The organism is Paenibacillus sp. FSL R7-0204, assembly GCF_038002225.1.
Lineage (GTDB): Bacteria > Bacillota > Bacilli > Paenibacillales > Paenibacillaceae > Paenibacillus_AQ.
Genome location: NZ_JBBOCA010000001.1, coordinates 647,626 through 672,609 on the forward strand (window position 1 = coordinate 647,626; position 24,984 = coordinate 672,609).

At 51.6% G+C, this 24,984-nt stretch carries 20 protein-coding genes; 11 read left to right on the forward strand and 9 right to left on the reverse strand.

From position 1 onward, the window contains the following. Positions 1–29 precede the first annotated feature (29 nt). From preA to MKX42_RS03025, 3 genes are read left to right on the forward strand one after another with little or no spacing between them, the layout of a single operon-like run. Positions 30–1,319: an NAD-dependent dihydropyrimidine dehydrogenase subunit PreA gene (preA, locus tag MKX42_RS03015; RefSeq protein WP_340751117.1), complete on the forward strand. Its 1,290-nt coding sequence runs from the start codon at positions 30–32 to the stop codon at positions 1,317–1,319. Position 1,320: 1 nt separating this feature from the next. Then, positions 1,321–2,748 carry a dihydropyrimidinase gene (gene hydA, locus MKX42_RS03020; RefSeq protein ID WP_340751119.1) on the forward strand — a complete coding sequence of 476 codons (1,428 nt, stop codon included), beginning with the start codon at positions 1,321–1,323 and terminating at the stop codon, positions 2,746–2,748. Between the two features lies 1 nt (position 2,749). Continuing rightward, positions 2,750–2,986 (forward strand): hypothetical protein, encoded by a 237-nt coding sequence (locus MKX42_RS03025; RefSeq protein WP_340751121.1) that lies wholly within the window; start codon positions 2,750–2,752, stop codon positions 2,984–2,986. A gap of 211 nt (positions 2,987–3,197) precedes the next feature. Here MKX42_RS03025 and MKX42_RS03030 read toward each other — a convergent pair whose 3' ends face one another. Continuing rightward, positions 3,198–3,872 (reverse strand): cohesin domain-containing protein, encoded by a 675-nt coding sequence (locus tag MKX42_RS03030; protein WP_340751122.1) that lies wholly within the window; start codon positions 3,870–3,872, stop codon positions 3,198–3,200. Between the two features lie 412 nt (positions 3,873–4,284). On the opposite strand from MKX42_RS03030, the gene MKX42_RS03035 reads away from it, so the two are divergent. Genes MKX42_RS03035 through MKX42_RS03045 form a run of 3 tightly spaced genes read left to right on the forward strand, consistent with a single transcriptional unit; the run spans position 4,285 to position 7,360 of the window. Continuing rightward, positions 4,285–5,208: a YrpD family protein gene (locus tag MKX42_RS03035; protein ID WP_340751124.1), complete on the forward strand. Its 924-nt coding sequence runs from the start codon at positions 4,285–4,287 to the stop codon at positions 5,206–5,208. A gap of 31 nt (positions 5,209–5,239) precedes the next feature. Beyond that, positions 5,240–6,613 (forward strand): WG repeat-containing protein, encoded by a 1,374-nt coding sequence (locus MKX42_RS03040; protein WP_340751127.1) that lies wholly within the window; start codon positions 5,240–5,242, stop codon positions 6,611–6,613. Positions 6,614–6,646: 33 nt separating this feature from the next. After that, complete coding sequence (locus MKX42_RS03045; RefSeq protein WP_340751128.1) at positions 6,647–7,360, forward strand: DsbA family protein; 714 nt, start codon at positions 6,647–6,649, stop codon at positions 7,358–7,360. A gap of 176 nt (positions 7,361–7,536) precedes the next feature. On the opposite strand, the gene MKX42_RS03050 is transcribed toward MKX42_RS03045, so the two are convergent. Further along, a complete protein-coding gene (locus MKX42_RS03050; RefSeq protein ID WP_340751130.1) occupies positions 7,537–8,673 on the reverse strand; it encodes a response regulator in 1,137 nt (378 codons plus the stop codon). Continuing rightward, positions 8,670–11,804 carry an ATP-binding protein gene (locus MKX42_RS03055; RefSeq protein WP_340751132.1) on the reverse strand — a complete coding sequence of 1,045 codons (3,135 nt, stop codon included), beginning with the start codon at positions 11,802–11,804 and terminating at the stop codon, positions 8,670–8,672. The genes MKX42_RS03050 and MKX42_RS03055 overlap by 4 nt, the downstream gene beginning before the upstream one ends. Before the next feature lie 180 nt (positions 11,805–11,984). On the opposite strand from MKX42_RS03055, the gene MKX42_RS03060 reads away from it, so the two are divergent. Next, entirely contained in the window at positions 11,985–12,623 is a 639-nt protein-coding gene (locus MKX42_RS03060; RefSeq protein WP_340751134.1) for a TVP38/TMEM64 family protein, read from the forward strand. Here MKX42_RS03060 and MKX42_RS03065 read toward each other — a convergent pair. Together MKX42_RS03065 and MKX42_RS03070 are read right to left on the reverse strand one after the other, a co-directional pair. Next, a complete protein-coding gene (locus MKX42_RS03065; protein ID WP_340751136.1) occupies positions 12,609–14,120 on the reverse strand; it encodes an aminotransferase class V-fold PLP-dependent enzyme in 1,512 nt (503 codons plus the stop codon). The genes MKX42_RS03060 and MKX42_RS03065 overlap by 15 nt on opposite strands. Positions 14,121–14,300: 180 nt before the next feature. Beyond that, a complete protein-coding gene (locus MKX42_RS03070; RefSeq protein WP_076080972.1) occupies positions 14,301–14,777 on the reverse strand; it encodes a DsrE/DsrF/DrsH-like family protein in 477 nt (158 codons plus the stop codon). Positions 14,778–15,018: 241 nt separating this feature from the next. On the opposite strand from MKX42_RS03070, the gene MKX42_RS03075 reads away from it, so the two are divergent. Then, positions 15,019–16,119, forward strand: coding sequence for a GGDEF domain-containing protein (locus tag MKX42_RS03075; protein ID WP_340751138.1), 1,101 nt, complete (start codon positions 15,019–15,021; stop codon positions 16,117–16,119). A gap of 46 nt (positions 16,120–16,165) precedes the next feature. Here MKX42_RS03075 and MKX42_RS03080 read toward each other — a convergent pair whose 3' ends face one another. From MKX42_RS03080 to MKX42_RS03095, 4 genes are all read right to left on the reverse strand, one after another. Further along, a complete protein-coding gene (locus MKX42_RS03080; RefSeq protein ID WP_340751140.1) occupies positions 16,166–16,489 on the reverse strand; it encodes a hypothetical protein in 324 nt (107 codons plus the stop codon). 83 nt (positions 16,490–16,572) lie between these two features. Further along, positions 16,573–18,717 carry a bifunctional diguanylate cyclase/phosphodiesterase gene (locus MKX42_RS03085; RefSeq protein ID WP_340751142.1) on the reverse strand — a complete coding sequence of 715 codons (2,145 nt, stop codon included), beginning with the start codon at positions 18,715–18,717 and terminating at the stop codon, positions 16,573–16,575. A 258-nt stretch (positions 18,718–18,975) separates the two neighbouring features. Then, the gene (locus tag MKX42_RS03090; RefSeq protein WP_036692138.1) at positions 18,976–19,599 is read right to left on the reverse strand and encodes an acetate uptake transporter; all 624 of its coding nucleotides are present in this window, start codon (positions 19,597–19,599) and stop codon (positions 18,976–18,978) included. 122 nt (positions 19,600–19,721) lie between these two features. Next, on the reverse strand, positions 19,722–22,091 hold the full coding sequence (locus MKX42_RS03095; RefSeq protein WP_340751144.1) for a bifunctional diguanylate cyclase/phosphodiesterase: 2,370 nt from the start codon (positions 22,089–22,091) through the stop codon (positions 19,722–19,724). Positions 22,092–22,262: 171 nt separating this feature from the next. Here MKX42_RS03095 and MKX42_RS03100 point away from each other — a divergent pair, with 171 nt between their 5' ends. From MKX42_RS03100 to MKX42_RS03110, 3 genes are read left to right on the forward strand one after another with little or no spacing between them, the layout of a single operon-like run. Beyond that, positions 22,263–23,183 carry a prenyltransferase gene (locus MKX42_RS03100; protein ID WP_340751146.1) on the forward strand — a complete coding sequence of 307 codons (921 nt, stop codon included), beginning with the start codon at positions 22,263–22,265 and terminating at the stop codon, positions 23,181–23,183. A 40-nt stretch (positions 23,184–23,223) separates the two neighbouring features. After that, positions 23,224–23,997: a DUF6081 family protein gene (locus MKX42_RS03105; RefSeq protein ID WP_340751148.1), complete on the forward strand. Its 774-nt coding sequence runs from the start codon at positions 23,224–23,226 to the stop codon at positions 23,995–23,997. Between the two features lie 32 nt (positions 23,998–24,029). Next, positions 24,030–24,983: a 1,4-dihydroxy-2-naphthoate polyprenyltransferase gene (locus MKX42_RS03110; RefSeq protein WP_340751150.1), complete on the forward strand. Its 954-nt coding sequence runs from the start codon at positions 24,030–24,032 to the stop codon at positions 24,981–24,983. Position 24,984: the final 1 nt, after the last annotated feature.

The window sequence follows — 24,984 nt, forward strand, 5'->3', positions numbered from 1 at the left end:
GGATTTCATAGAAGGGGGAGGGAATGGCAATGGCAGATCTCAGCATTGATTTTGCAGGCATCAAGTCACCGAATCCGTTCTGGCTGGCCTCTGCGCCGCCTACCAATACAGGCTATCAGGTGCAGCGCGCGTTCGAGGCAGGCTGGGGAGGCGCGGTGTGGAAGACGCTCGGGGAGCCGGTCATCAACACCTCGGCCCGGTTCGCCGCCGTTCATTTTGGCGGACAGCGTGTAGCGGGCTTCAATAACATTGAGCTGATTACCGACCGTCCGCTGGAGGTTAACTTGAAGGAAATCTATGAAACGAAGCGGAGATTCCCGCACCATACGATCATTGCTTCCCTGATGGTGGAGCCGAAGCGGGAGAAGTGGCATGAGATTGTGAAGCGCGTGGAGGCCATCGGCGTAGACGGGCTGGAGCTGAACTTCGGCTGTCCGCACGGCATGGCTGAACGCGGGATGGGTGCGGCTTCGGGCCAGCAGCCTGATCTGGTGCAGGCGCAGACCGCCTGGGTCAAGGAGGTGGCGACTACACCAGTCATTGTGAAGCTGACGCCGAACATCACCGACATTACCGTGGTGGCCCGGCATGCCGTCAAGGGCGGAGCGGATGCAATCAGCCTGATCAATACAATCAACAGTCTGGCCGGGGTGGACATCCACAGCTGGAATACGATTCCGAATGTCGGCGGCCAGGGGGCGCACGGCGGTTATTGCGGCCCTGCCGTTAAGCCGATTGCCCTTAGCATGGTGGCGGAATGTGCCCGGGACCGTGAAGTCGGCGTGCCGATCTCCGGCATCGGCGGCATCTCCACCTGGCAGGATGTCGTCGAATTCATGCTGATGGGCTCAACAGGGATTCAGGTCTGCACAGCGGTTATGCATCATGGCTTCAGGATTGTGGAGGAGATGATCGACGGTCTGAACCATTACCTGGACGAGAAGGGACTGGCTTCGGTAACCGAGCTGATTGGCAAGTCGGTGCCCAAGTATTCCAACTGGGGCGATCTTGATCTTAACTATCAAGTCGTTGCGCGGATCAACGAGGAGAACTGCATCAACTGCAATAAATGCCATATTGCCTGTGAAGACGCCTCTCATCAATGCATCGATATGCTGACGAATGCGGAGGGCAAGGCGATTCTGCAAGTGCGTGAGGAGGATTGTGTAGGCTGCAATCTGTGTTCGATTGTCTGCCCGGCAGACAGAGCCATTGATATGATTGCGCTGGACAATGGAGCGGCCCCGATGAGCTGGAATCAGCGCAGCCGGATCATCAGCGGGGTCAACGGTGCTTATTCGGAAGCGGAGGCGGGTTAAGATGAAGAAGATCATCAAGCACGGAATGATCGTTACAGCGGCAGATACGTATACGGGGGATGTCCTGATTGAGGATGGAATCATCAGCGGCATCGGCCTGAATCTGGAAGCGCCGGGAGCGGAGATCATTGATGCTTCCGGCTGTTATGTCTTTCCGGGAGGGATTGATCCCCACACCCATCTGGATATGCCCTTCGGCGGTACGGTTACCGCCGATGACTTCGAGACCGGTACGATTGCCGCTGCTTACGGCGGAACCACCACGGTCATCGACTTCTGCCTGACCACGAAGGGGCAGCCGCTTCAGCAGGCCGTAGATACCTGGCATCACAAATCGCAGGATAAAGCGGTCATCGACTACAGCTTCCACCTGATGGTGTCAGAGCTGAATGACAAGGTGCTCAGCGAGCTGCCGCAGATTATCGAGCAGGAGGGCATCACCTCGCTGAAGGTGTTCATGGCCTACAAGAACACGTTCCAGGCGGACGACGGGGTGTTGTATAAGACGCTTCAGGCGGCGAAGCGCGAAGGGGCGCTGGTCATGGTGCATGCCGAGAACGGGGATGTCATTGAGTATCTGGTGGACCAGGCGCTTGCCGCAGGCAACACCGATCCGCTCTATCATGCGCTGACCCGCCCCCCTGAACTGGAGGGCGAGGCGACGGGCCGGGCGGCTTATTTGACCGGGCTGACGGATTCACAGCTCTATGTGGTGCATGTTACCTGCGCCGAGGCAGCCTGGAAGATTGCCGAAGCCCGCAAGAAAGGGCTGCGCGTCTACGGCGAGACCTGCCCGCAGTATCTGGTGCTCGATCAGTCGGCGCTGGCGAAGCCGGACTTCGAAGGCGCCAAGTATGTCTGGTCTCCTCCGCTGCGCGAGCAGTGGAATCAGGAGGTCCTCTGGGATGCCCTCTGGAGCGGGACGCTGCAGACCATCGGCTCTGACCAGTGCTCGTTCAACTTCAAGGGGCAGAAGGAGCTGGGACGGGGAGATTTCTCGAAGATCCCGAACGGTGGACCCACCATCGAAGACCGGTTCAGTGTCCTCTACTCCGAAGGGGTGCAGAAGGGGCGGATCACGCTCAACAAATTCGTGGATATCATCGCCACCTCAAGCGCCAAGCTGTTCGGCCTGTTCCCGCAAAAGGGTACGATTGCCGTGGGCAGCGATGCCGATATCGTGATCTTCGATCCTGCAGTGGAACGGACACTGTCGGCAGAGACCCATCATATGAATGTGGACTACAATCCGTTCGAGGGGCTTATGGTCAAGGGCGAGCCGGTCTCTGTGCTTAGCAGGGGAGAGTTCGTGATCCGTGACAAGGTATTTGTCGGTGCCGCAGGACAGGGTAAATACCTGCACCGCAAGCGCTTCGAGGCCGAGGCTCCCCATCCGGCCCAGACTGAAATCAGCGGAGGAGTGGTCTGAGATGTCAGCATTTGCAGAGTTCGACCGGGAACGGCAGGAAATCGACAATCTCATCGGGCTGGGCTATACCATTGCCGGAATCTATGAAGATCTGGACGGTGCCAGGGTTACCTTCATCCGCAGTGAACCGGCCGGCGGACCGGTGGAGCTGCTGCTGCTCACAGCGGACGCGCGCAAGCATGTGACGACCCTGCTTGTTGGCCGAACCCGACAGACTGCGGCTGAGATTCATAGGTGAACCCGCATTACATTTATCAATCCTCCTTATATTCCTGACGAAGGATCGACATGATGGTCAGCGATTCAAATCCACCCTCCGTGTATACATTCGCGGAGGGTGCCTTCCTTTTTGAAACCGGACGCTTCATAAGTACAAGAATTATAGACGGCAGCCAATTATGTAAGGGATATGTATGTGGATGAAGCTGCCGCAGTTGCAGGGTACACTGCTACGTCAGACGGTTAACGGACTCCAGTGCAGAGAAGACGGAGACGGACGGAGATTGGGTAATTTCGATCCTTGCCGGGGCGTTCGCAGTGACATCGGGCGAGTAGAGATAGATGCTATTCGCGGCTTCAGAGGTGCGGATTCTGGTGAATTCATTGGCCAGGCTGATCGTTGCGGAGGAGGCAAGCGTAAGTTCTTTGACCCTCAGCTTGAACGTGACCAGCGTCTGATCTACTGCCGGAATCGCCTGCTGCCCGCTGCGCGCTTCAACCTGAATATCAATGCCGCGCATATTTGTGTTCTTACCGAGATAGATACTGCCATCCACGGGACTCTGGAAATTGAACTGGAACAGGTCATCTACCTCACTTCCAGCCGTATAATTTCCTTCCGCATAGACCGAATCCTGTGTATATTCAAGGTTATCAAATACCTGGCTGTCATATTGGATAATGAAGTTAAGATAGCTGTAGCCACGGTCATTTGGCGCGAAGTCTTTTAAATGCACCAGCACGGTAACTTCATCCCCCGGATTATAGGCCTCTTTGTCAGTGGTCACCTCAACAGACATCACAGGAGCGGTGTTATCCACTGCAGCCTCACGAATCATGGACATCATAAGCGGCAGTACCTTCATCCCTCTGATTGCACGCTTGAACCTATTCCTTTTATTCATGTTACATCCCCCATTGCCATCATAATGATGCATCCCTATGCACGAATGATCTTGTATATGAACAATGGTAACAATTGTCACTGATAAAACACTGATAAACGTCGAAATGTGGCGTAAAATATCGAATATTTTTGTATTGTGAATACATATAAGTATAAAAAAAGTTATTTTTCTCTGTAGCATCATTCCTTTAGACAACTTTCTTATGAAAAACTGCAAGTATAATGTCGTATTTTACAATATATTGATATAGTTGTTTAAAAACTTTGTAAAATCTATATTTTAAAAAAAAGTTTGCAAGATAGAAAAAATGGAATAGTATGGACTCTTTAATTACAAATATTTCTTTTTATGAGAGGATGATTTAATAAAAGGATTTTTATTAAAAAAATTAAATTATAAGGAGAAAAAAATGAACTTTAAAAATGCGGCAATGTCAGTAATAATTATGAGCTCGTTGTTATTTTCTTCATCTGTAGGAGCAGAATCAGCAAATCTCTTAGAAGTAGCTAATGATCCAGCAAATGGTGTTAAGATTCTAAATGAGATAGGTATTTCACAGAATGTGGTTGATCAATTTATCTCGGAGGCTGCTAGCGAGGTTCAGAAAGAGAAGCTTATAAAAAGTTTAAAAAGATTTGCTACTGCATCATTTTCAGAGCAAGTGTATGATTATATAAGTGTTGCAGAAGATGGTTATTATTTTTACGAGGAAGATGTTAATCATGAAAAGAAAGCGTTCTTTATTCCCGTTGATCACTCGGAATTAAATATATCAACTTCTGGAACTATTGCTGCACCATCACAAGTAGTCAAAGAGTCTGGTGAGAATGCTTATACCTATATTGGTTTTATGGCTGGAGCTAACTCTGCTGATATGGGATTAATGTATGATGATTCTGTGGGTATAGGTAATGCTGAGAAAGGGTGGAAGCCTGCAATTCAAATTAATGGTAGTACCACTAATGCTTCATTTGAAGCGCCTTATAATCAAGTTCAGAGTGCTAATGCCTACATGGCAGGTTCTCAAGTTACTTTTTATGCATGGTACAATAATAATAAGAAAATCCGTTTGAAAATTGATGGTACTGCTATTTGTGGTGATATTGGGTGTAGTAGTTCAGCTGATAAACCGTTGACAACAATAGTAGTATCCAATACCGATTATAATATTCAATCATCAAGTTTTCAGAAGTGGAAGCTCTTATCAGTAGTGACTGGAGATGAGGACGGAAGAAACAAGTCGGAATTTACTAATATCAAAGTTGACGGAGTGCCTGTGCCTAGTATTTGGAATATTAGGGAGTTGGCTATATCACTTAAGATTCTTCGATGAAATAAAAACCAAAGGAGCTGAATTGTAAGATATGAGCAAATCAATAAAAGTGCTGTTCTCATTTTTCCTTGTTATATTCTTTATTGCAATGGTCAGTAAAGAGTCTGCTTTTGCGAAAAATGGAATTAGAGTGATTTTGTATGGAAATCCCATTCAAGAAAAGCACTCACCAATTATGAAGAACAACACGGTATTGGTTCCATTTAAAGGGATATTCGAAAAATTGGGTTTTAATGTTAGTTACGACTCAGCAAGCAAAACAATTTCTGTTCAGAAGACAGGCACTACTATTAAATTAGTAATTAATCAAAATACGGCTTGGATAAATGATACTCCAACTATACTTCAAGTAGCTCCACAGATAATTGATGGGGCAACGTTTGTACCACTTCGTTTTATTGGGGAAGCCAGCGGACTCGAAGTGAAGTGGTACGGGGACTCTCAGATTGTTTCATTATACTCTAAGCAAAATCTTTTTCCGGTATCACGCGGAGGGAAATTTGGCTATATTGATACGGAAGGCAAAATTGTTATTGATTATCAAACAAAATTTACAGATGCCTATGCCTTTAATGAAGGGCTAGCCATTGTTTATTCAAATGCTAAATTTGACGGATTCATCAATCAACAAGGGAATAAAGTAATACCTAAGGGAAATTATTATGATGCCAAGGAATTTTCAGAAGGACTTGCAGCGTATAGAACGCTTAAAACTGCAACTGATTTTGCTGTATCTAACTATGGTTATATGGATCTTACAGGAACTAGTGTTATTAAACCGCAATTCAAAAAAGCTAATAATTTCTCCGAAGGATTGGCTGCTGTCCAAGTGGGAAGTGGATATGGATACATTAATTCTTCCGGGAAAATAGTAATAAAAGCCCAATATAACAGCGCTGAGGATTTCTCTGAAGGTGCTGCTCTGGTTACAATAAATGGAATATCCCATTATATTGATAAGAAAGGGAAGTTTTTGTTCAATTCAAGTTATAAAAATGGGGAGTCTTTTTCAGAGGGATTGGCGGCTGTTAAAGCAGGAGCTAACTATGGCTTTATTAATAAGAAAGGAAAATTAGAGATTCCTGCTATTTATGAGGAGGTCCACTCTTTTTCGGAAGGATTGGCGGCTGTTAAAATAAATGGAAAGTCAGGTTATATAGATAACAAAGGAAAACTACTTATTCCTAACCAATTTGATGCAGCGAGTGACTTTCATGAAGGACTTGCAGTTGCCGAATCGGGAGGGAAGACCGGATTCATTAATAAAACAGGGGCTTGGGTTATTCAACCAACGCTTGATTGGGCTGGACGCTTTTCTAAGGGGCTTTCTTACGCATATAGTGTTGATGGAGAAGTATACATTAATAAAAATGGTCAGATTGTGTGGAGAAGAAGCCAACCTTAACAGAGGAATGAGAAATGATGAAAAAGCCACAATATGAACAAAATTAATTTTCGTAGCAAGTCTTTATATGCAACTATTTCTATATTTTCTATTCTTGTAATATTTTTAGTGCTTATTGTTGTGTACAATAGTAATTCGCCTGAAATATCCGCATTGGAGAAGATGCCAAACTATACAGAAATTAAAGGGAAGTATAATGCTGAAGGATTGAAATATGAAAAACAACCGCGTATGGGAAATGCCAATGCAAAAGTAAAGATTATTGAGTTTGCAGATTTTAAATGCCCCGCATGTAAAAAATGGAAGGAGGCAAATTGGGATAGTTTAAAGAAGGAGTTCTTAGATACGGGAAAAGCGGAAATTTATTTTGTTAACTATGCATTCATAGACCGTGATTCTATTCTTGCGGCAAGCGCAGGAGAAGCTATTGCCAAACAGAATAATGAGAAGTTTTGGGAATACTATGAAAAGCTGTATGACCATCAAGGGGATGAAACTGAAATTTGGGCAACTCCAGGATTCCTTTTGGATTTTGTGAAGAATAATATTGATGGCATTGATTATAAATTATTTGAGGAGGATTTCAAAGGCCATAAATATATGTTGGATGTTAAGGAAGATTATAAAACTGCTGGACATTATGGAATTAATGGTACACCACAGTTTATGGTTAACGGGAAGCTCCTTCCTGATGCCTCTTATCAGGGTTTGTCCTCAGCTATCGAAAATGAATTATCATCTAAATAATACAAGTGAATAAAAGAAAGTTCATGATAAAAAAGACTGACTGTAAACGTAGATGTATTTTAAAGGGACGATAATCATTCGCCAAGTTCGAGTGATTATCGTCTTTTTTACTGTTAGCTTCCTAGAGTATATGATAAAAAATATTTCTCATTGTCTCGAAAGCATTCTCAGCCCCCCTATCTCCCCAACCTCCGGTACGCTTCCACGAACCAGTCCGGCAACGCATCGCCGGTCTCTGCGATGTAGGATTCGCTGAATTGGGTGAATTTGCGCTGGGCGCGCAGGGGCTTGTCGGTCTCGTAATAGATGGCGATCAGCCGCAGGGCGTAGCTCTCCTCCAGCGGCTCCAGCTCCGTCAGGCGCACGGCGTAATCTTCGGCCTCGTGTGGCCGTGCAGCCTGCACCAATCCCAGCGTAAGCTGCTCCAGCAGCTTGAGGTACAGCCGGCGGTATTTGTCACGGGCGGAATACACCCAGAGGCTGTCCAGTGACTGAAGCAGATCACCGGTGTACAGGGCGCAGGCCTTCTGCAGTTCCTCCAGTTGGCTATTCTGCATTGCAAGGGCCGCAGCTTCCTGGAATTTCTCAATGTCCCCCTCAATCCCCCTCGATTCCAGCCTGTAATTCTCCCTGCCGAAGGTCAGCTCAATGCGATCCTCCAGCGCAGCCTTCTTTAAGGTTTTGCGGATCTGATAGACTGTGGTGTGCAGATATTGCTTTCCCTTCTCATAGTTCCATTGCGGAAACACATCATTCAGAATTACGCTTACGCTGCCCTGCCTGTGAATCCACAGATACGCAAATAATTCCTGTGCTTTATGAGTCCTCCACTTCACTAAGCCCTGAGGGCTGGTCAATTTATAATCCCCCAGGAGGCGGAACGCGGTTGTCATCCCGGCTGCTCCGGCTGCTCCGGTTGCCCCGGCAGCTTCGGCAGCCGCCGGCGATAGACGCTTACTGAGCAGCTTGTTCCACGTCTTCAGCAGGCGGGAGGGGGCTACGGGCTTCAGGAGATAATCCATTGCCGACAGCTCGAAGGCTTCTACAGCATAATTCCGGTAGGCCGTCACAAATACGATATCCGTACCCGGGGAGAAGGGGAGCAGTTTCTCGGCAAAAGCCAGGCCGGATAGCTCAGGCATCTGGATGTCCAGGAACAGAACATCCGGCTTCAGTTCCGCAGCAGCAGCGAGGGCTTCGCGCGGGTTATCATACGTCAGGACAGAGGAAATTCCTTCACACTGGAGCAGCAGCTCCTTCATTTGCTCCAGTGCCGGCCATTCGTCATCAATTACCATTACAGAGATGCTCATACTCTGGTGACCTCATCCTTCCATGGGATTGTTATCACTACATCTATACCTCCGCTCGCTCCCCGTGTAAGGATAAGCGGTCGCCCGAACTGTGTCAGCAGCCGGCGGTTAATGTTCCGCAGGCCGATTCCGGTGCCTTCTCCATGTGGAGAACGGTAATCGTCCTTCATCCACGAGGACAGCTGTTCATCGCTCATTCCCTTTCCGTTGTCCGAGACGGTAATCAGGATATCATCGCCCTCCTGCCGGGTGGAGATGATAACCGTTCCTCCGCCGATCTTCTCCATCAGTCCGTGACGGACGGCATTCTCCACGATGGGCTGCACAATCAGCGGCGGCAGCGGGAATTCACTAACCCCGATATGATACTCGGTGTTCAGCCGCTTTCCGAAACGGGCCTGCTCCAGCGACAGATAGGCTTGGATCAGCTCCAGCTCCTTCTCAAACGGTATAGCGGTCTCCTGATTGTTGAAGTCGAAGCTGCCACGCAGGAAATGGCTCAGATCATATAACAGCAGCTGAGTCTTCTCGGTGTCACGCGAACTCATCCAGATGATTGTATTAATCGCGTTGTAGAGAAAATGCGGCTTAATCTGCGCACGCAGCATGGCGATCTCTGAACTTAGCCGGTCGGAGACGGATCTTCTCAGCTGTACCAGCGTATTGACACGTCCCTTGAGATCACTCCAGGCATAAGGCTTATGGATGAAGTCATTGGCTCCAGCGCGGAAGGCCGCCTCATTGAAGTGAAGCTGCTGCCCGGCTGTTGCCATCAGGACCGGCAGATCCAGCGGAGTGAAGGTCTGGCGGATAATCCTGCACAGCTCAAGGCCCGACATTCCCGGCATCATGACATCGATGATGCAGAGGTCGAAATCACGGTTCTCCGCCAGCAAAGCCAACGCTTCCTTACCGCTGCCCGTACTGGAGATCTTGTAATTCTCCAGCGACAGCAGGTTAGTCAGTGCCTTCAGATTGGCGTAATCATCATCCACAACCAGAATGCGGGGAGCGTATGGATCTGCCTGTCCGATGGAATGCACTAATGGAATTCTCCGGTACTTCCAGTCATCTTCCATGGCTTCCGGCGTTGGTTTTACCGGCATGATCAGCAACTGCCGGTCGTCTAGCTCCCGGGCAACTGGCATGTCAGCCTGCTGAGCGGGAAGCGTGAAGGTGAAGCTGCTTCCGAGGCCAAGCGCGGAGGACAAAGTAATGCTTCCCCCGTGCAATTCTACAAGCTTGCGGGTGATAGCCAGCCCCAGCCCCAGCCCGCCTGTCTCCAGCGAGTCAGCTTCATTGACCTGCTCGTAATCACGAAAGATATTCTCGAGCTGTTCCTCGGGAATGCCCCGACCGGTATCGGAGACCGTGACCGAGATGGAATCATCGAGCTGAGCAGCCTCAATAATCACACTGCCGCGATCTGTGAATTTCAGTGCATTATCCAGCAGGTTGTAGAGGATCTGCATCAGCCGTTGTTCATCGGCATGGACCAGGAACGCAGCAGGTGGAATGCGGTTCTTGATGCGGATCTCGCCGTTCTTGTTCAGAAACCGGAAGACCTCAATTACAATCTCCGCAACGCCTTGAACATCGACGGTATCCCGGTGCAGTGTAATCAGCTCCCGCTTGATCTGTTCATAATCGACGATATCCCTCACCAGGAAGGCGAGCCGTCTTCCGGTTCCGAGAATGAGCCGCATATCCTCGCGCTGGGATGGGCTGAGCGGCCCGCCGGCACCCTCATACATGGATAGCGAAATATTGATTATGGCATTTAGCGGTGTACGCAGCTGGGTTGAGGTCCTGAACAAGAACTCATCCTTGTCTCTGTCCTTACGTTCGAGCTGAAGGGAGAGCTGCTTGATCTTCTGATAGGCATGCGCATGGCGTGCAGACAGGAACAATCCCTCGGCGAGGATGAAGATCGGGCCGGATACCGGCGGGATTGCATATAACCCCGTGCCCAGAAACAAATTGGCTGAGAGCGAGGTGGTAAACAAAAACGCAGCGATTACGCCGATGAGCAGATAATAAGAACCGGTCTCCCGCCGCCAAGCAGCCTTCGCCATGACGTAGAAGGTGTAGCAGATGGAGATGAGGCTGAAAATCAGTAGTATGTTTGTGACACGGGAGTATACACGGATTGTACTTGTAAGTACGATCACACAGAATCCCAGTGAATACACAAGGGTAATCCGCCGGAAGAGCAAGGAATAGATTGAAGGAAACAGGGAGTATGTATAGCTTGACACGAAATAGAATCCGACTACACTGGAAATCGACTGCAGCTTGCTGAATACCTCATATGAGATCGATGGGAAATATTCAAAAAGCAGCTTCTCGCTGTGTGTCATCATGTAGAGGGCGATCGTGAAGCAATACATCGCCAGCTGCAGCGAAGAGTTGTCCTCTTTACGCTGGAAGCCCTGTCCGAGAAAGTAGAGCCCGATAAAAGCAAAACCTGCTATCAGCACAATATCATAGGTACTGTTCCGCTTGTCTAAGGTTCCAATGGAAGAGGGAGTACCGATCCGGATGGATTCAGGGATTCCCCCATTAGTATAGGTGAAGTTTGCGGTATGAATCAGAATCTCCGCCTGATGAGTATTGTTGGTGCTGAAGGCAAGAAAGTACGGGTTATTACGCGGTTCAGTACTTTGACTGGATGTCCCTGGTGTTCCGCTTGCTCCAAGAGAATTGCCGTTCACAAACACCGTGCTGGCAAAGCGGATACTGGTTACCTTGAGAGCAAAGGCGTGGATATCCGGCGGGAGCTGGACCAGCAGACGGTAAGTCGCGTAGCCGTAACGGGAGAACCCGGTAGCCTCGGAACGCGGGGTCCAGATTCCTGGTACACTCAAATAGGCTGGTGCTTCCGCAGTCCCTGAGATGTTCTCCTGCGGGTCCAGCAGCTGTTGCCAGTAGAACTCCCATTCTCCGTCCAGCGTGAAGATGGAAGAATCATCAAAGGTACAGGAGGATAAATCGATTTCCCCGGGCTGCTGAGTAGCGCAGGCGGACTGAGAACTGCCCAGCAGCGGCACCAGTGCGGCTGCGGCGAGCAGGCAGATGCAGATTAGGGCCAATGCTCTTTTAGCCAGCAGACTATAATCAAATGGTTTCATGAATACCTCACTTCTGGCTGACTGTATCACTTAGAAATTCACTTTATCATATCTCCGGCAGCTTGCACTTGTCTAGTCTGCAGGCATTTTAGCGTCAGGCGGGGAGAAGTATTGTATAATTGAAGCTCATTGCTATGTATAACGACAACTATTACAGACTGTATGAGGAGCGCTGAAGAAATGTTCTATATAGAAATTATGTCATGGCTGACTGAGGAGCGCCTGTTGCAGCTGCTGGAGCAATACCGCTCGTTCGGGCCGCTGCCCGGGGTGGGGCTTACCTTCTTGAAATCGTTCGTGCCCCCGCTGCCGACCATTGCGATTGTGGGGCTTAACGGGGCGGTGTACGGATTATGGCTGGGGTTCCTGTATTCCTGGATCGGTCTGGTCGCAGGCTGCACAGTCACCTTCCTGATTATCCGCAAAATTGCCGGACATCCCTACCTCACCAAATGGGCCAAGCGGCCCAAGGTAGCCAAAGCGATGACCTGGGTCCGCCAGAGCGGGTTCAGCTATGTGTTCCTGCTTAGTCTGTTTCCGGTGGGTCCGTTCGTGGTGATTAATATGGCGGCGGGGCTAGCCGCAATGCGGCTGCGTTCCTACCTGATTGCGCTGTGTGCCGGCAAAGCCATCATGGTATTTGCGGTATCCTACATCGGCAATGATGTGCAGCGGTTCATCCGTCATCCGGCGGAGATCCTCTATGTGCTGCTGTTTATCGGAGCTTCTCTGTGGGGGGTTAAAGCGATTGAAGCCAGGTTTGCCCGGCTGGCGCGGGAGCGGGAGCTGCGCAGCCAAGCCCCGCTACAGCACAAATAATTCACGAATCTCCTCCTGTGTTGCGCCTCTCTCTCCGGTATGAATCCAGCTGTTGGTGACCGCATTGTAGTGGTAATCCTGGCTCCATTCAGCAATATTGCTGACGATAGACTGTACGGCAAAAATCATATGCTCCACCTCGCGCCCGGTCATAATCGGGTGTAGGGACAGGCGGACCCAGCCCGGCTTCAGCGACTGGTCCCCGGCGTGGATCGCCTGGATGAATGCCTGGGACTTCGCAGGGTTCAGCCCGAGCAGCTGGTGGCCGTACGGACCGGCACAGGAGCAGCCGCCGCGTGCCTGAATGCCGAAGCGGTCATTGAGCAGCCTTACCGCGAGATTGTAATGAATCTCCTTCAGCGTGAAGGAGACAATGCCATGCCGCTTACGGTGCGTGCCCTCCAGCACAGAGCAGCCGGGAATCTGCTCCAGCCCTGAGAGCAGCCTCCGGCATAGCTCCTGTTCGCGGATGATCATATATTGTCCGGTTCCGTTCATCTGCTCCTTCAGCTTCACGCAGAGGGCGGTGCGGATCGCCTGGAGGAAGCCGGGGGTGCCCCCGTCCTCGCGCACCTCAACATCATCAATGTAGCGGCGTCCGCCCCAGCGGTTCACCCATACCACGGTGCCGCCGCCGGGCTCATCCGGCAGCCGGCTGGTGCTAAGCGCGGTGTCGAACAGCAGCACGCCGCCGGTTCCCGGGCCGCCGAGGAATTTATGCGGTGAGAAGAAGATGGCATCCAGCTTCTCCAGCGGGGCTGCCGGATGCATATTGATCTCCTGATAAGGGGCACTGGCTGCGAAATCGACGAAGCATACCCCTCCATACTGGTGCATGAGCGTAGCAAGCTGGTGATATGGGGTCTCTATGCCGGTGACATTGGAGCAGGCGGTGAAGGACCCGATCTTGAAGCGGCGGTTCCGGTAGACCTGCAGCAGCTCCCCGAGCCGCTGTAGGTCTACTTCTCCGCCCGGCCCGGAGGGGACGGTAACCACATCGCCGAAGCTCTCCTGCCAGGGCAGCAGATTGGAATGATGCTCCATATGGCTGACGAAGATGACCGGGCGATCCTCCGGTGTGCAGAGGTACTCCTGCTTCAGCCATTCCGGCAGCTTCAGGCCCATGATGCGCAGCAGCTTGTTCACCGCGCCGGTGGTGCCGTTGCCGCAGAAGAGCAGTGCATCTGCGGGAGCGGCATTCACATGATGCCGGATGATGCTCCGTGCTTCGTGGTAAGCGAGGGTCATGGTCAGGCCCGTGGTGTTGGAGTCGGTATGCGGATTGCTGACATAGGGGCCGAAGCTCTCCTGTATTTTGCGCTCGATCGGCTCATACAGACGGCCGCTGGCCGTCCAGTCGGCATACAGCAGCGGCTGCCGTCCGTAGGGGGTGGAGATCAGATGGCGGCTGCCGACCGTGTGCTCACGGAATGCCGCGAAATGCACTTGCAGTGAAGACGGCGCGTCTGCCGCAGCGGCGCGGTGAATACTCAGCACGGACAATCCCTCCAGGCAATGAATGCTCTATCAATCAGACGGATTCCGGCAGGCGCTGGTGCTGCGCAAGGCAAGTATCGTATGAGTCGCAGCCTCTGCGTGCCCGCCGGGCGTAACCGATCCGTCTTCGTCTGCCTCAGTATATGCCCGGTGGTGTAATTAGGTTAAAGCCCATAGCCATCAGATAAAGAGCTGGATATCACTCTCCAGCGCATCCTTCAGATACGCGGCGGCATCGATAATCTCCACCTCGGGCAGCAGCTCCTCCGGCTTGAAGCCCATGATCTCCACCGAGAGCTTGCAGGCGTAGAACTTGATGTTCTTTTTGCGTGCCCCCTTCAGGAAATGGATCAGCTTCGGTGCCCCCTGATCCTCCATCATCTCCTCCAGCATCAGCTTGCCAAGCCCGCTGAAGTTCATCCGCGAGAGCGGCAGCTGCTCCGGCCCCTTGGGAGTAATGACATCCATCAGCTTCTCGTAGATACTCTTATCCTCTAGCGTCATAGTCTCCGGGTCGCGGACGAGAAACAGCCCCCAGAACGAGAAGAACATCGTAACCTCCACCTCAATATCCCTTGCCGCATTCGCCAGAATCAGCCCGGCCATCGCCTTGTCATACTCTCCGCTGAACATTAGCAGATTTAGTTTTTTGCCCATTCATCAGCCCTCCATCAGTATCCATAGAATGTCTTTAGTATGGTTAGGGAGAGGGGAAGTATGCCTGCGAAAATGTCAAGCTGCAAAATCCTGAAGTTAGGAAGCGTTGAGCAATATGGCTCTTATACTGGCTATAGGAAATGATGGGAAACGTCCGGAAATGGATGTATAATCTAGGAAAGCTGCAACAGGTGACGGAATTCAGTTAATAAGTACAGGACGGGCTGGTGGGGATAAAGATATGACAGCTACTATTGTTGAGAATACCCTTGGTATATTTTCCTTATGCTTGACCATCAGCTTTGCGAAGAAGAATAACGTCGTTAACCGTCAAAAAACCAAAATTTATTTGTGTGCGGCGGTTACCACCATTGTTTTGCTGTTGTTGGAGACCGGAACAGTCTATCTTGGGAATAACAGTAGCGCAAGCTATGTAATTCCGCACCGGATTATGAATAGTCTGGGCTTTTCTCTTAGCCCCCTTGTGCCCTTGCTTTTGCTTTATCTAAACAGGAACAGCAAACGTAGCGTCCTTAGTAGCCTGCTGCTGTGGACACCGCTCCTTATCAATGCATGTATATGTATGCTTAGCTACCGGACAGCTTGGGTTTTTGATGTAGATGCCACAGGCCATTATATACGCGGGAGCTTCTTTATGTTGCCGGCAATCGTAAGTACGTATTATGTTATTGGGCTCACCACGGCTCTTCTGAGAAATCACGCAGGATACGAACAGGAGGATAATAAGGTATTAATCCTCATTTTACTAGTGCCTGTCCTATGCATGGTGATCCAAATCATGTATGCCGATATCATCGTGATATGGGCAAGCGTCGCAATATCCCTGTTGATGTACTATATTTATCTGCGTGAGCTGCAGTTTACTTATGATGCACCTACCCTGATCAAGAATCGTGCTGCATTTGAAAAGGCTATAGAACATTACGGAAATACCAGCGAGCAAGTGGTGGTTGTGGTCATAGATTTGAATCAATTAAAGACAATCAATGACTGCTTTGGACATACTGCCGGAGATGAAGCCATTCTGGATTGTGCAAATGTCATTAAACAGAGCTTCAAGGGCATCGGCAGCCCTTTTAGAATCGGCGGTGATGAATTTTGTGTGCTGTGCAAGGATATACCGGCGGCGGAAGTGGACAGGGCTTTGAATGAGCTGGATCATGCGGCCAAAGATATCAACCGCAACCGGGTATTCCCCATTGTGCTTGCGTATGGATACTCTGTTTTTATTACAAGGGGCCGGGATAATATTCATACCGTTTTTACGTATGCCGACAAGGCAATGTACGAGCACAAGTCCATGCTCAAGACTTCTGTATAGTAACAGTACAGCATATTCGATGCTTGAATTCACTTCATATCGCGGGTTATTCTTTATTGTTCTCCTGCTGATCTGCTGCAGACTGGGTCTGACGGGCATTGTCATAGCGGCGGGCGGACAGCCAGATGCTGCCGGTGAACAGGACGATCAGGCCGAGGATAATGCCGAAGCGCCAGTCTCCGGCCTTGAAGTTGAGCTGAAGGACGGTAAGCACCAGGGCGACCTGGGTCCAGACGAGGGTCCGTTTGCGGAAGGCGGTAATGTCTCCGGCCATCTTCGGCATGCCGCGGATAATCCGGTACGCCAGGAGGGCGAGGATCAGCGCAAACAGGGCGGTTCCGGCCATTTCGCCGGTAGTCAATTTATTCATGGTCTCAGAATCCTTTCGGGTTAACATCGGATGAAGCTAATTATAACGATCCCCATACCCGCGTGCAAAGCATCCTGACAGCTTCAGGAGACCAGCTTGCGGATCTCATCAGCAGGCAGCGGAGGGAAGAACAGGAATCCCTGAATATGCGGGCAATTATGCTGCACCAGGAAGGCCAGCTGCTCCTGCGTCTCGACCCCTTCGGCAATCAGGTCATAGCCAAGCTGGGAGGCGACGAAGACGATCGATTTGATAATGGTCTCATCTATGGAGCTGACGCCGATGCCGGTGATGAAGGTGCGGTCAATCTTGATTTTGTTCACGGGAAAATGCTTCAGATAATTCAGCGACGAATATTTTGTGCCGAAATCATCGATGGAGACGATGATCCCGTGATCGCGCATCTGCTGCAGCAGCGGATAATGCTCCTCCAGCAGTGCGGTGCTCTCGGTAATCTCGAATTCCAGCACACCGGTATCCAGCCCGTACTCGTCAAGCACGGCGAACAGATTCTCGATCAGGTTGCGGTTGTAGAACCAGCTGTTGGAGATATTGATTGAGGTCCGCAGCACCGGCATCCCCAGGCTGCGCCACTCGCAGAGCTGGCGGCACACCTCACGCAGCACCCAGTCGGTCAGCTGGATCATCAGCCCGGCTTCTTCGACGGCAGTGATGAACGTCCCTGGTCCAATCAGTCCCTTCTCGGGGTGATTCCAGCGGATCAGCGCCTCTATGCCGATCATTTCCCCTGTGATGGCGTTGATCTGGGGTTGATAATACAGCACGAATTCTTCCCGTTCCAGGGCGGAGTGCAGATATTTGGCGATCATCGTCTTCTGCTCCAGCTTCTCGCGCAGCTCCCAGTCGAAGATGAAGTAATTGGTGTCCTCCTGCGACTTGGCCTGATACATCGACATATCGGCGAATTTCAGCAGATCATCCGTATTCTGCGAATGCTCGGGGTACAGGGAGATGCCAATGCTGGTGGACAGGCTCAGATGTGCTCCCGAGATCAGGAGAGTCTGTGCGATCAGCGTGCTGATCCGCCCGGCGATCACAGGAATATCCGTGTGCGGCAGACCCGCGAAGATCATCACGAATTCATCTCCGCCGGTACGGGCGAACAGCTTGAAGGGCAGGCTCCCGGATTTGAGCCGTCCGGCCAGGGTCTTGATCACCTGATCCCCCGTAGAGTGGCCGAGCGTATCATTAATCTCCTTGAACCGGTTCAGGTCGAAAAAGAATAAGGTATAGGTCTGTGTGGGCTCCGAGCTCTGCAGCAGACGCTCGAATTCGTCCATGAAGAACCGCCGGTTGGGGATCTCCGTCAGACTGTCGTAGTGCGCAAGCTTTTCATAGAGACGCTTGGAAATACGCAGGTCCCGGGTCCGGATTCTGACCACCCGTTCCAGCTCGCGGTTGAAGCGGCTCTGATACCAGAAAATATATAGAATGAAGGCAATCACCAGCAGAAAAGCAATATCGATCCACAGCACGCTGAGCAGCACCTGCCATTTCTTGTGGGAGGGCAGGGAGATCCCCATCAGCCAGTGCTGATTATAGGTGTTCACGGGAACGGTGAGCTGCGGGTCCTTCGTATGGGCTTCATTGCCGAACAGGAAGGTATGATCCTTGGCAGTGACATAGATATTGCTGTCCTTATACACCAGCTGGTTAATGATATTATCGATCTTCACGGTAACGGAGACGATGCCCTCCAGAGAGTTGTCCTTATAGATGGCCTGCCGGATCACCATGCCATAGCCGCCCTGGGCAAGTGTACGCGGACCGTCTATTGTAATGCTGCGGGAACGGATCGTTTCTTGGATCATGCCGGGAGAGGCCAGGGAGGAATCCAGCAGCAGGCTTCTGCCCAGCAGTGACGAATTGCCTTCAAGCGGGTAGAGGTAGCGGATCAGACCATCCGGAGCGATCATGATATTCGTGACGTTGCTGGTGTTCTTGGCGTGCGCGGTGACCAGGTAGCTCTGGATTAGTGCGGGGTCGGCATCGAAGCCGACGGTTTGGATAAAGGAGCTGACCCCTTTCACAATGGCCACCCGCTCTTCGATGTTCGAGGCCAGCATGACCGCCTGTGAGGCCAGATCCGCCTTCTCGGCTCTATATTCCCGGGCCAGGGATACGGAATAGTAATAGAACAGGCAGAGCTGCAGGACGATGATGAAGCCGATAATGATGCTTAAAGGCTTTTTACTAAGGAAAGCCATGGATTGCCCCCGATACCGGAAAAATAAAAGCCGCAGATGTCAAAGTGATAATAAGCGGTTCCTAGACCGCAGGGAGATGTCGATAAATGTCGTTTGGGTTTCTATAGCATGTCATTATTATCGTGTTTGCGCAAGGGAATTCCTAACAAAACCCGCCTGAATCCAAAAACGGATAAACACCGTCTGCATAAAAGGGCAGTAAGCATTTATCCGAGTTTTTTGACAGAGGGCATGGCCCTGCCCGGCTGGAAACCGGAGCTATTTTTTGAAGATGCCCAGCGGGGCCCCAATCGGCAGGAAGGTACGTCCGAAGTGGGCGTTGAGCACAGATGCGCCGCAGCCGTATAGGGATACGATACCGATCGCCATTTCCGATACGGCAGCCAGCTTGTGGAAGAATTCCGCAGCGACGCCGAAGGCATCCATCGAGAGTCCGAGGAACAGGAAGTCGATCAGGATGAAGATAATGAGCAGTACGCGGTTCGCCTCAACGGCGCCGAGCGTCATGAAGAGGGTGAACACAAGATATCCTGCAAAAACAAATCCCAGCTGCTTGGGGTCAACGCCCTCTGCCAGCACTGCACCGAATACACCGAGCTTGATCAGCCAGCTTGCTCCCATGCCGAACCAGAAGAACGCATAGGCGCCGAAGGCAGTCATGCCGAAGGTGTTGTTGTGCTTGGCATCCTGGATGGATGCGAATAGCTGGGCGAAGGCTCCAAGGAAGATAGCCCAAGGAATACAGTAGCTGAGACCTGTTGTAATTTCGAGCTTTTGTGAAGAAGCGACCAGGGTAACGATGGCTAGTCCGAATAAGCCGATGGCGCTGGGGTCGGCGGTAACGATTTTGACGGACTGTGCGGTGTGCGGTTGCGCTGACATAACAATGAAAGCCTCCAATTTTCATAAGTGTTCGCATAGGATAACAGCACCCTAAGCCGGGTGCTGTTATCAGCCTGCCTATCATATCATATCGCCAGTAGCTTGCCTATAAAAGAAGTCGCTTATCGCCCGGTGTAATAATTACCTTGCTCCAGAAAAGAATACAGCGCCTGGGCCTGAAGCGGCCGGCTGATATAGTAACCCTGAAGCTCGTCGCTGCCCAGCTCCCGCAGCATATCGAATTGCTCTCTATGCTCGATGCCTTCCGAGACTACGCGCAGCCCCAGATTATGGCTCAGCTCGATTATCGCCTTGACGAGCACATCCCCTTGGGCCTCCCGTGACATCTCGGAGATGAAGGAGCGGTCAATCTTGATCACATCCACCGGGAAGCGGCGCAGATAGCTGAGGGAGGAGAAGCCGGTACCGAAATCATCCAGCGAGATCCGGAACCCGTGGGCCCGAAGCTGCTGCAACGACAGGAAGATGCCGTCCCCGGAGACGAGCACGCTCTCCGTGATTTCCAGCTCCAGGCTGGAGGCCGGCAGCTCATATTCATCCAGCAGCTCTAAGAGCAGCTCCAGCAGGCCCGGCTGCATGAGCTGCAGCGCGGAGATATTCACTGCGGCGGTAAGCTCAAGCCCCCGGCTGCGGAAATCGCGCATATCCGAGCAGACCTGGCGCAGCACCCAGCTGCCGATGCCGACAATGGAGCCGCTGCTCTCCGCCAGCGGAATGAATTCGGCCGGAGAGATATTGCCATAGCCCGGATTGTTCCAGCGCAGCAGGGCCTCCACCTTGGATACCTGCAGCTGTCCCGTGCTGAGAATCGGCTGGTAGTGCAGCTCGAACTCGTTCCCGGCGGCAGCGGAGAGGAGCTGCTGGGCCAGTACTTTTTTGCGCCGGATGCCTGCTTCGAGATCCTCTGAATACTGGAAAATGTTATTGCGGCCGGTCTCCTTAACATGGAACATGGCCAGGTCTGCCTGCTTGACCAGATCATCGGCGTCTTCCCCGTTCTGCGGATAAATACTGATGCCGATGCTGGCGGTATTATATAGAAGATGTCCCTTGATCCGGTGCGGCATGGACAGGGCTTCCTGAATCCGGGAGAGCTGCCGGGCAATGCTGCCTTCATCAGGCACATCGTAGAGCAGAATGGTGAATTCATCCCCGCCTAGACGGGAGACCACATCATGCTTGCCGACAACCTGTGTGATGCGGAACGCAGTCTCCTTCAGAATAGCATCGCCGAAGTCATGGCCGAGGGTATCGTTCACCGTCTTGAAATGATCCAGATCAATGAAGACCAGCACAATTTGGCGGTCACTGCCCTTGACGGCGGCAATTGCTTCATTTAATTTGTCAAAAAACAGCGAGCGGTTGGGCAGCCGGGTCAGCGGGTCCAGCATCGATTGCTGCCGCAGCTCGTCCTGGGTCTGCTCCAGCGAATCAATCATCCGGTTGAATTCGACCTCAACCTCGCTGAATTCATCCTGCCCGGAGCTGGGAATCCGGATTGACAGATCCTTGCTGCTGCCGATTCTACGGATGTTGCGGACCAGAGAAGACATTCTTCTCAGAATGAACCGGTTCACGAAGAGGATGCTTGCGCCCAGCATTAACATAATGGAGATAAAATAGAACATACGGAAGGTGGAGAGCGACTTGAGCCCGCTGTTGTAGAACTGGCGGGGCTCCTTCAGGGTGAGGACCATTCCGGGATCGCCGAACAGATCGTCTAGTACAGTATGAATGCACATCTGCCCTTCCGAGACAGGGCTGGTCCAGACGCGTTGACCTCCGCTGTCCGCAAGCAGAGGGGTGGTAAGGCGTGACATCTTCATCGTGGACAGGGTATCCTCCCAGATCTGCGCGATTCCGTCCTGGTGCAGCATCCGTCCGGCAATGGCCGTTCCGATGAACGGCTTGTCCTTGCTGCTGTTAAGAATAGGGGTAAGAGTAATTAGCATAGTCCCCTTGTCCAGATTAACGAAGCCGCTCCGGCTCTCGCCGGGAGCTTGCGGCACAGGCAGACGGCTTCGGACCAGCTTCATTAGCGTTAGCTGCTCCTGGGTTAACGGGGTGACTATTCCTGCCGTCAGATCATAAGAGCCGCCATACAGCGGTTGTCCGTCTAGATCAAGCAGGGCAATCATATCGAAATGATTCTTTGGATAAGTAGCCGGTTCAAGGCTGCTGCGGATGAAGGCGGCAGCCGTACTGCCGGAGTCAGCAGAGCCGGTAGCCGCTGCGGTCTCCATGAACCGATAGGTTTCATCCCGGACAGCAACATCGAGGAGTCCCGTTCTCAGGTTCTCCAGCTCTTGATGATAAGCAGCGGTAGCCTTGCTCAGGTTGCGCTTCAGCTCTGCCTCATCCAGCTTCTCGAAGCGGTTCAGCAGAATCAAATGAAGCATCAGATAGGTGGCACCAATGCCGAGGATAGCGACAAAACTAATGAAGATGATTATTTTTTTGCGGAGTTTCATCTGATCCCCTTCATTATTTAAGATTTAATAGGAAATAAGTACCATAGATTATAGTGTACCACGATAAGGGAATATTTTGCAGCGTAAATCTGCCCAAAGTGTCGAATTTTGATGTATAATAATTTAATGATAATCATTATCAAATCATAATAAAAGGAGATATTTCTTGGCATGATGGAGAAGTGGACCATATTTAAGAAAGCCTCACGGTTTGGAGTGATTCCCGTTATGCTCATACCGGTTGTCCTGGGAACAGCCGGGGCCTATGTATGGCAGGGAGTATTCCATCCGTTTTTATTTGTAATAACGTTCATTGGAGCGGCTGCAGCGCATTTATTCTCCAATATGGTAAATGACTTGTGGGATTTCCGCAACGGAACCGATACAGAGGCCCAGCATACTCCTGGAGCTATCTCCACGAACTCCGGGTTCCTGTCCGGGGGCGTTATGCGTGAGTCGCTGTTTGCCCTGCTGACCTGGGGGCTGCTGGCCGTTGCGGCTGGCTGCGGCCTGCTGCTCAGCCTGTACAGCGGCTGGGAGATTCTGTGGTTCGTGGCCGGAGGGGCGCTGATTGCTTATTTCTATGTGGCGCCGCCGCTGCGGTTCGGTTACCGGGGCAAGGGCTACAGCGAGCTGGCCATCTTCCTGGCCTTTGGATTAATGCCGGTGCTCGGCGCGTATTTCGTTCAGACAGGAGCGTTCAGCCTGAAGCCGGTACTGCTGTCGCTGCCCAGCGGGCTGCTTACTACCCTGCTGCTGTTCAATCATCACTTTCTGCACTGGAGAGCTGACAAGCAGGCCGGCAAGCTTACACTGGTCGTGGTATGGGGGGAACGCAGAGCACTGATGTTCTCCCGGGTGCTGCTCTACATCTCTTATGCTTCACTGATTGCGTGTGTGCTTCTTCATATCTTGCCGGTATATGCGCTGCTCGCTCTGCTGACAGCCATTGCCCCGATACGGATCTACCGCAGCCTCCAGCCGGAGAATCCTTCTGAAGCCTATCTGCCCCTTATGGGTGCTTCACAGCGCGCATCGGTACGCTGCGGGGCGGTCATGACGGTGGCGCTGCTGATCCAGGGTCTATTTTGAAATTTGAAAGGCTACTACACTACAGAAAGCGGGAGAATTCATGGACAAGCATCTGCCAGCGAACGAAGATATGCCTGCAATACAGGGCAAGCAAACGGTGATCGGGGATTTCCATACCATTCTGGAAGAGGGAAAGGTCTGGCAAACGGGCGGCTTCAAGCTGCCGGACGGCTCGTTCTGGGCGTATCGTGAGCCGGAAGCGGTGGTGATCGTGCGTAATGATCATCTGTACGTGCGGGCTCAGCTGAGCCGCCGTCATGATCAGGTGCAAATTCTGGATAATGCCAAGCATATGTATTATTCAGCCCGGCCGGTAGATATCCCGGAGGAAGGCGAAATCCGCTTCGAGCTCCAGATCCGCGCCCGTACACAGGGCACTGCTCCGGGGGATCTGTATGACGGCTATGTGTCGCTGAATCTGCTGGACTTCACCACAGGCGCTGCGCTTGATTTCTTCGCGGGCAACGATAAATATGCGAGTGTGTACGGCATCCTTCCGTTCCCCGGGGTAACTGTACCCGAGACGGGAGGAACCAAATACTTCTGTATTTTCAAGGAGGATACGGATTTCAAGCCGCGTGAATTCAACACGTACGCTATCACCTACCACCGGGGCAACAATGAGGCTGTCTTCTATGTAAATGGCAATGAGGTGCGGCGCGAGCGGAATGTGCCCGTGAAATTCAACAGCTTCACCATCGCTCTGGGCATTATGACGGAGAAAGACCTGACCCCGGAAGGCAGCGTGTCGGCGCACGGACAGACGGTTATCGCTGAATGGTCGCCGATTACTATTACAACCACCGCACAGTAACGTGCTCATATGACTGATAAGGATGAATGGCCGTGAATATAAGAACTTTCTTCAAGTTTGTTGAGCTGCCGACGAAGGTGGCCAGTATGCTCCCGCTGCTGCTGGGAACGCTGTATGCCCTGTACCGGTTCGAGGACTTCTATATCCTGCGCTTCGTGCTGATGCTGGTGTCCCTCTTAAGCTTTGATATGGCAACAACAGCGATCAACAACTATTATGATTTCAAAAAGGCCGCCAAAACCCATGGTTACGGGTATGAGACCCATAATCCGATTGTCCGCTTCAAGCTGAAGGAGTCTACGGTGGTGGCGCTGATCGTCATTCTCCTTGTGCTGGCGGCAGGCGGGGGCATTGCCCTGGTATTCCAGACCGGACTGCTGGTATTCCTGCTTGGGGGACTCTCTTTCCTGATAGGCATCCTTTACTCCTTCGGACCGATCCCCATCTCGCGGATGCCGCTCGGTGAGCTGTTCTCCGGGCTGTTCATGGGGTTCGTCATTATTTTCATCTCGGCCTATATTCATTCGGATCAGGCGGTGGTCACTCTGCTGCTGAAGGGCGAATGGATCAGCCTGCATATCAATTTTCTTGAGGTGCTGTATCTGTTCTGGTTCTCCGTCCCGGCCATTCTGGGTATTGCCGGAATTATGCTGGCGAACAATATTTGCGATATTGAGGATGATATCGAGAACCGCAGATACACGCTGCCGGTGTACATCGGACGGGAGAATGCGCTGCTGCTGTGGAGGCTGCTCTATTATGTGTCTTTTGCCGATCTGATTGTGCTGGTGCTGCTCGGGGTTCATCCGGTACTGGTCCTGCTGCTCCTGCTGACCCTGATTCCGCTGCGCCGCAATATTGCACGCTTCTATCAAGAGCAGCATAAAGGCACGACCTTCATTCTGGCGGTCAAGAATTTCGTACTTATGAGTGCGGCAAGAATCCTTGTGCTGGGTATAGCTGTTATATGGGTCACACTAAGATAAG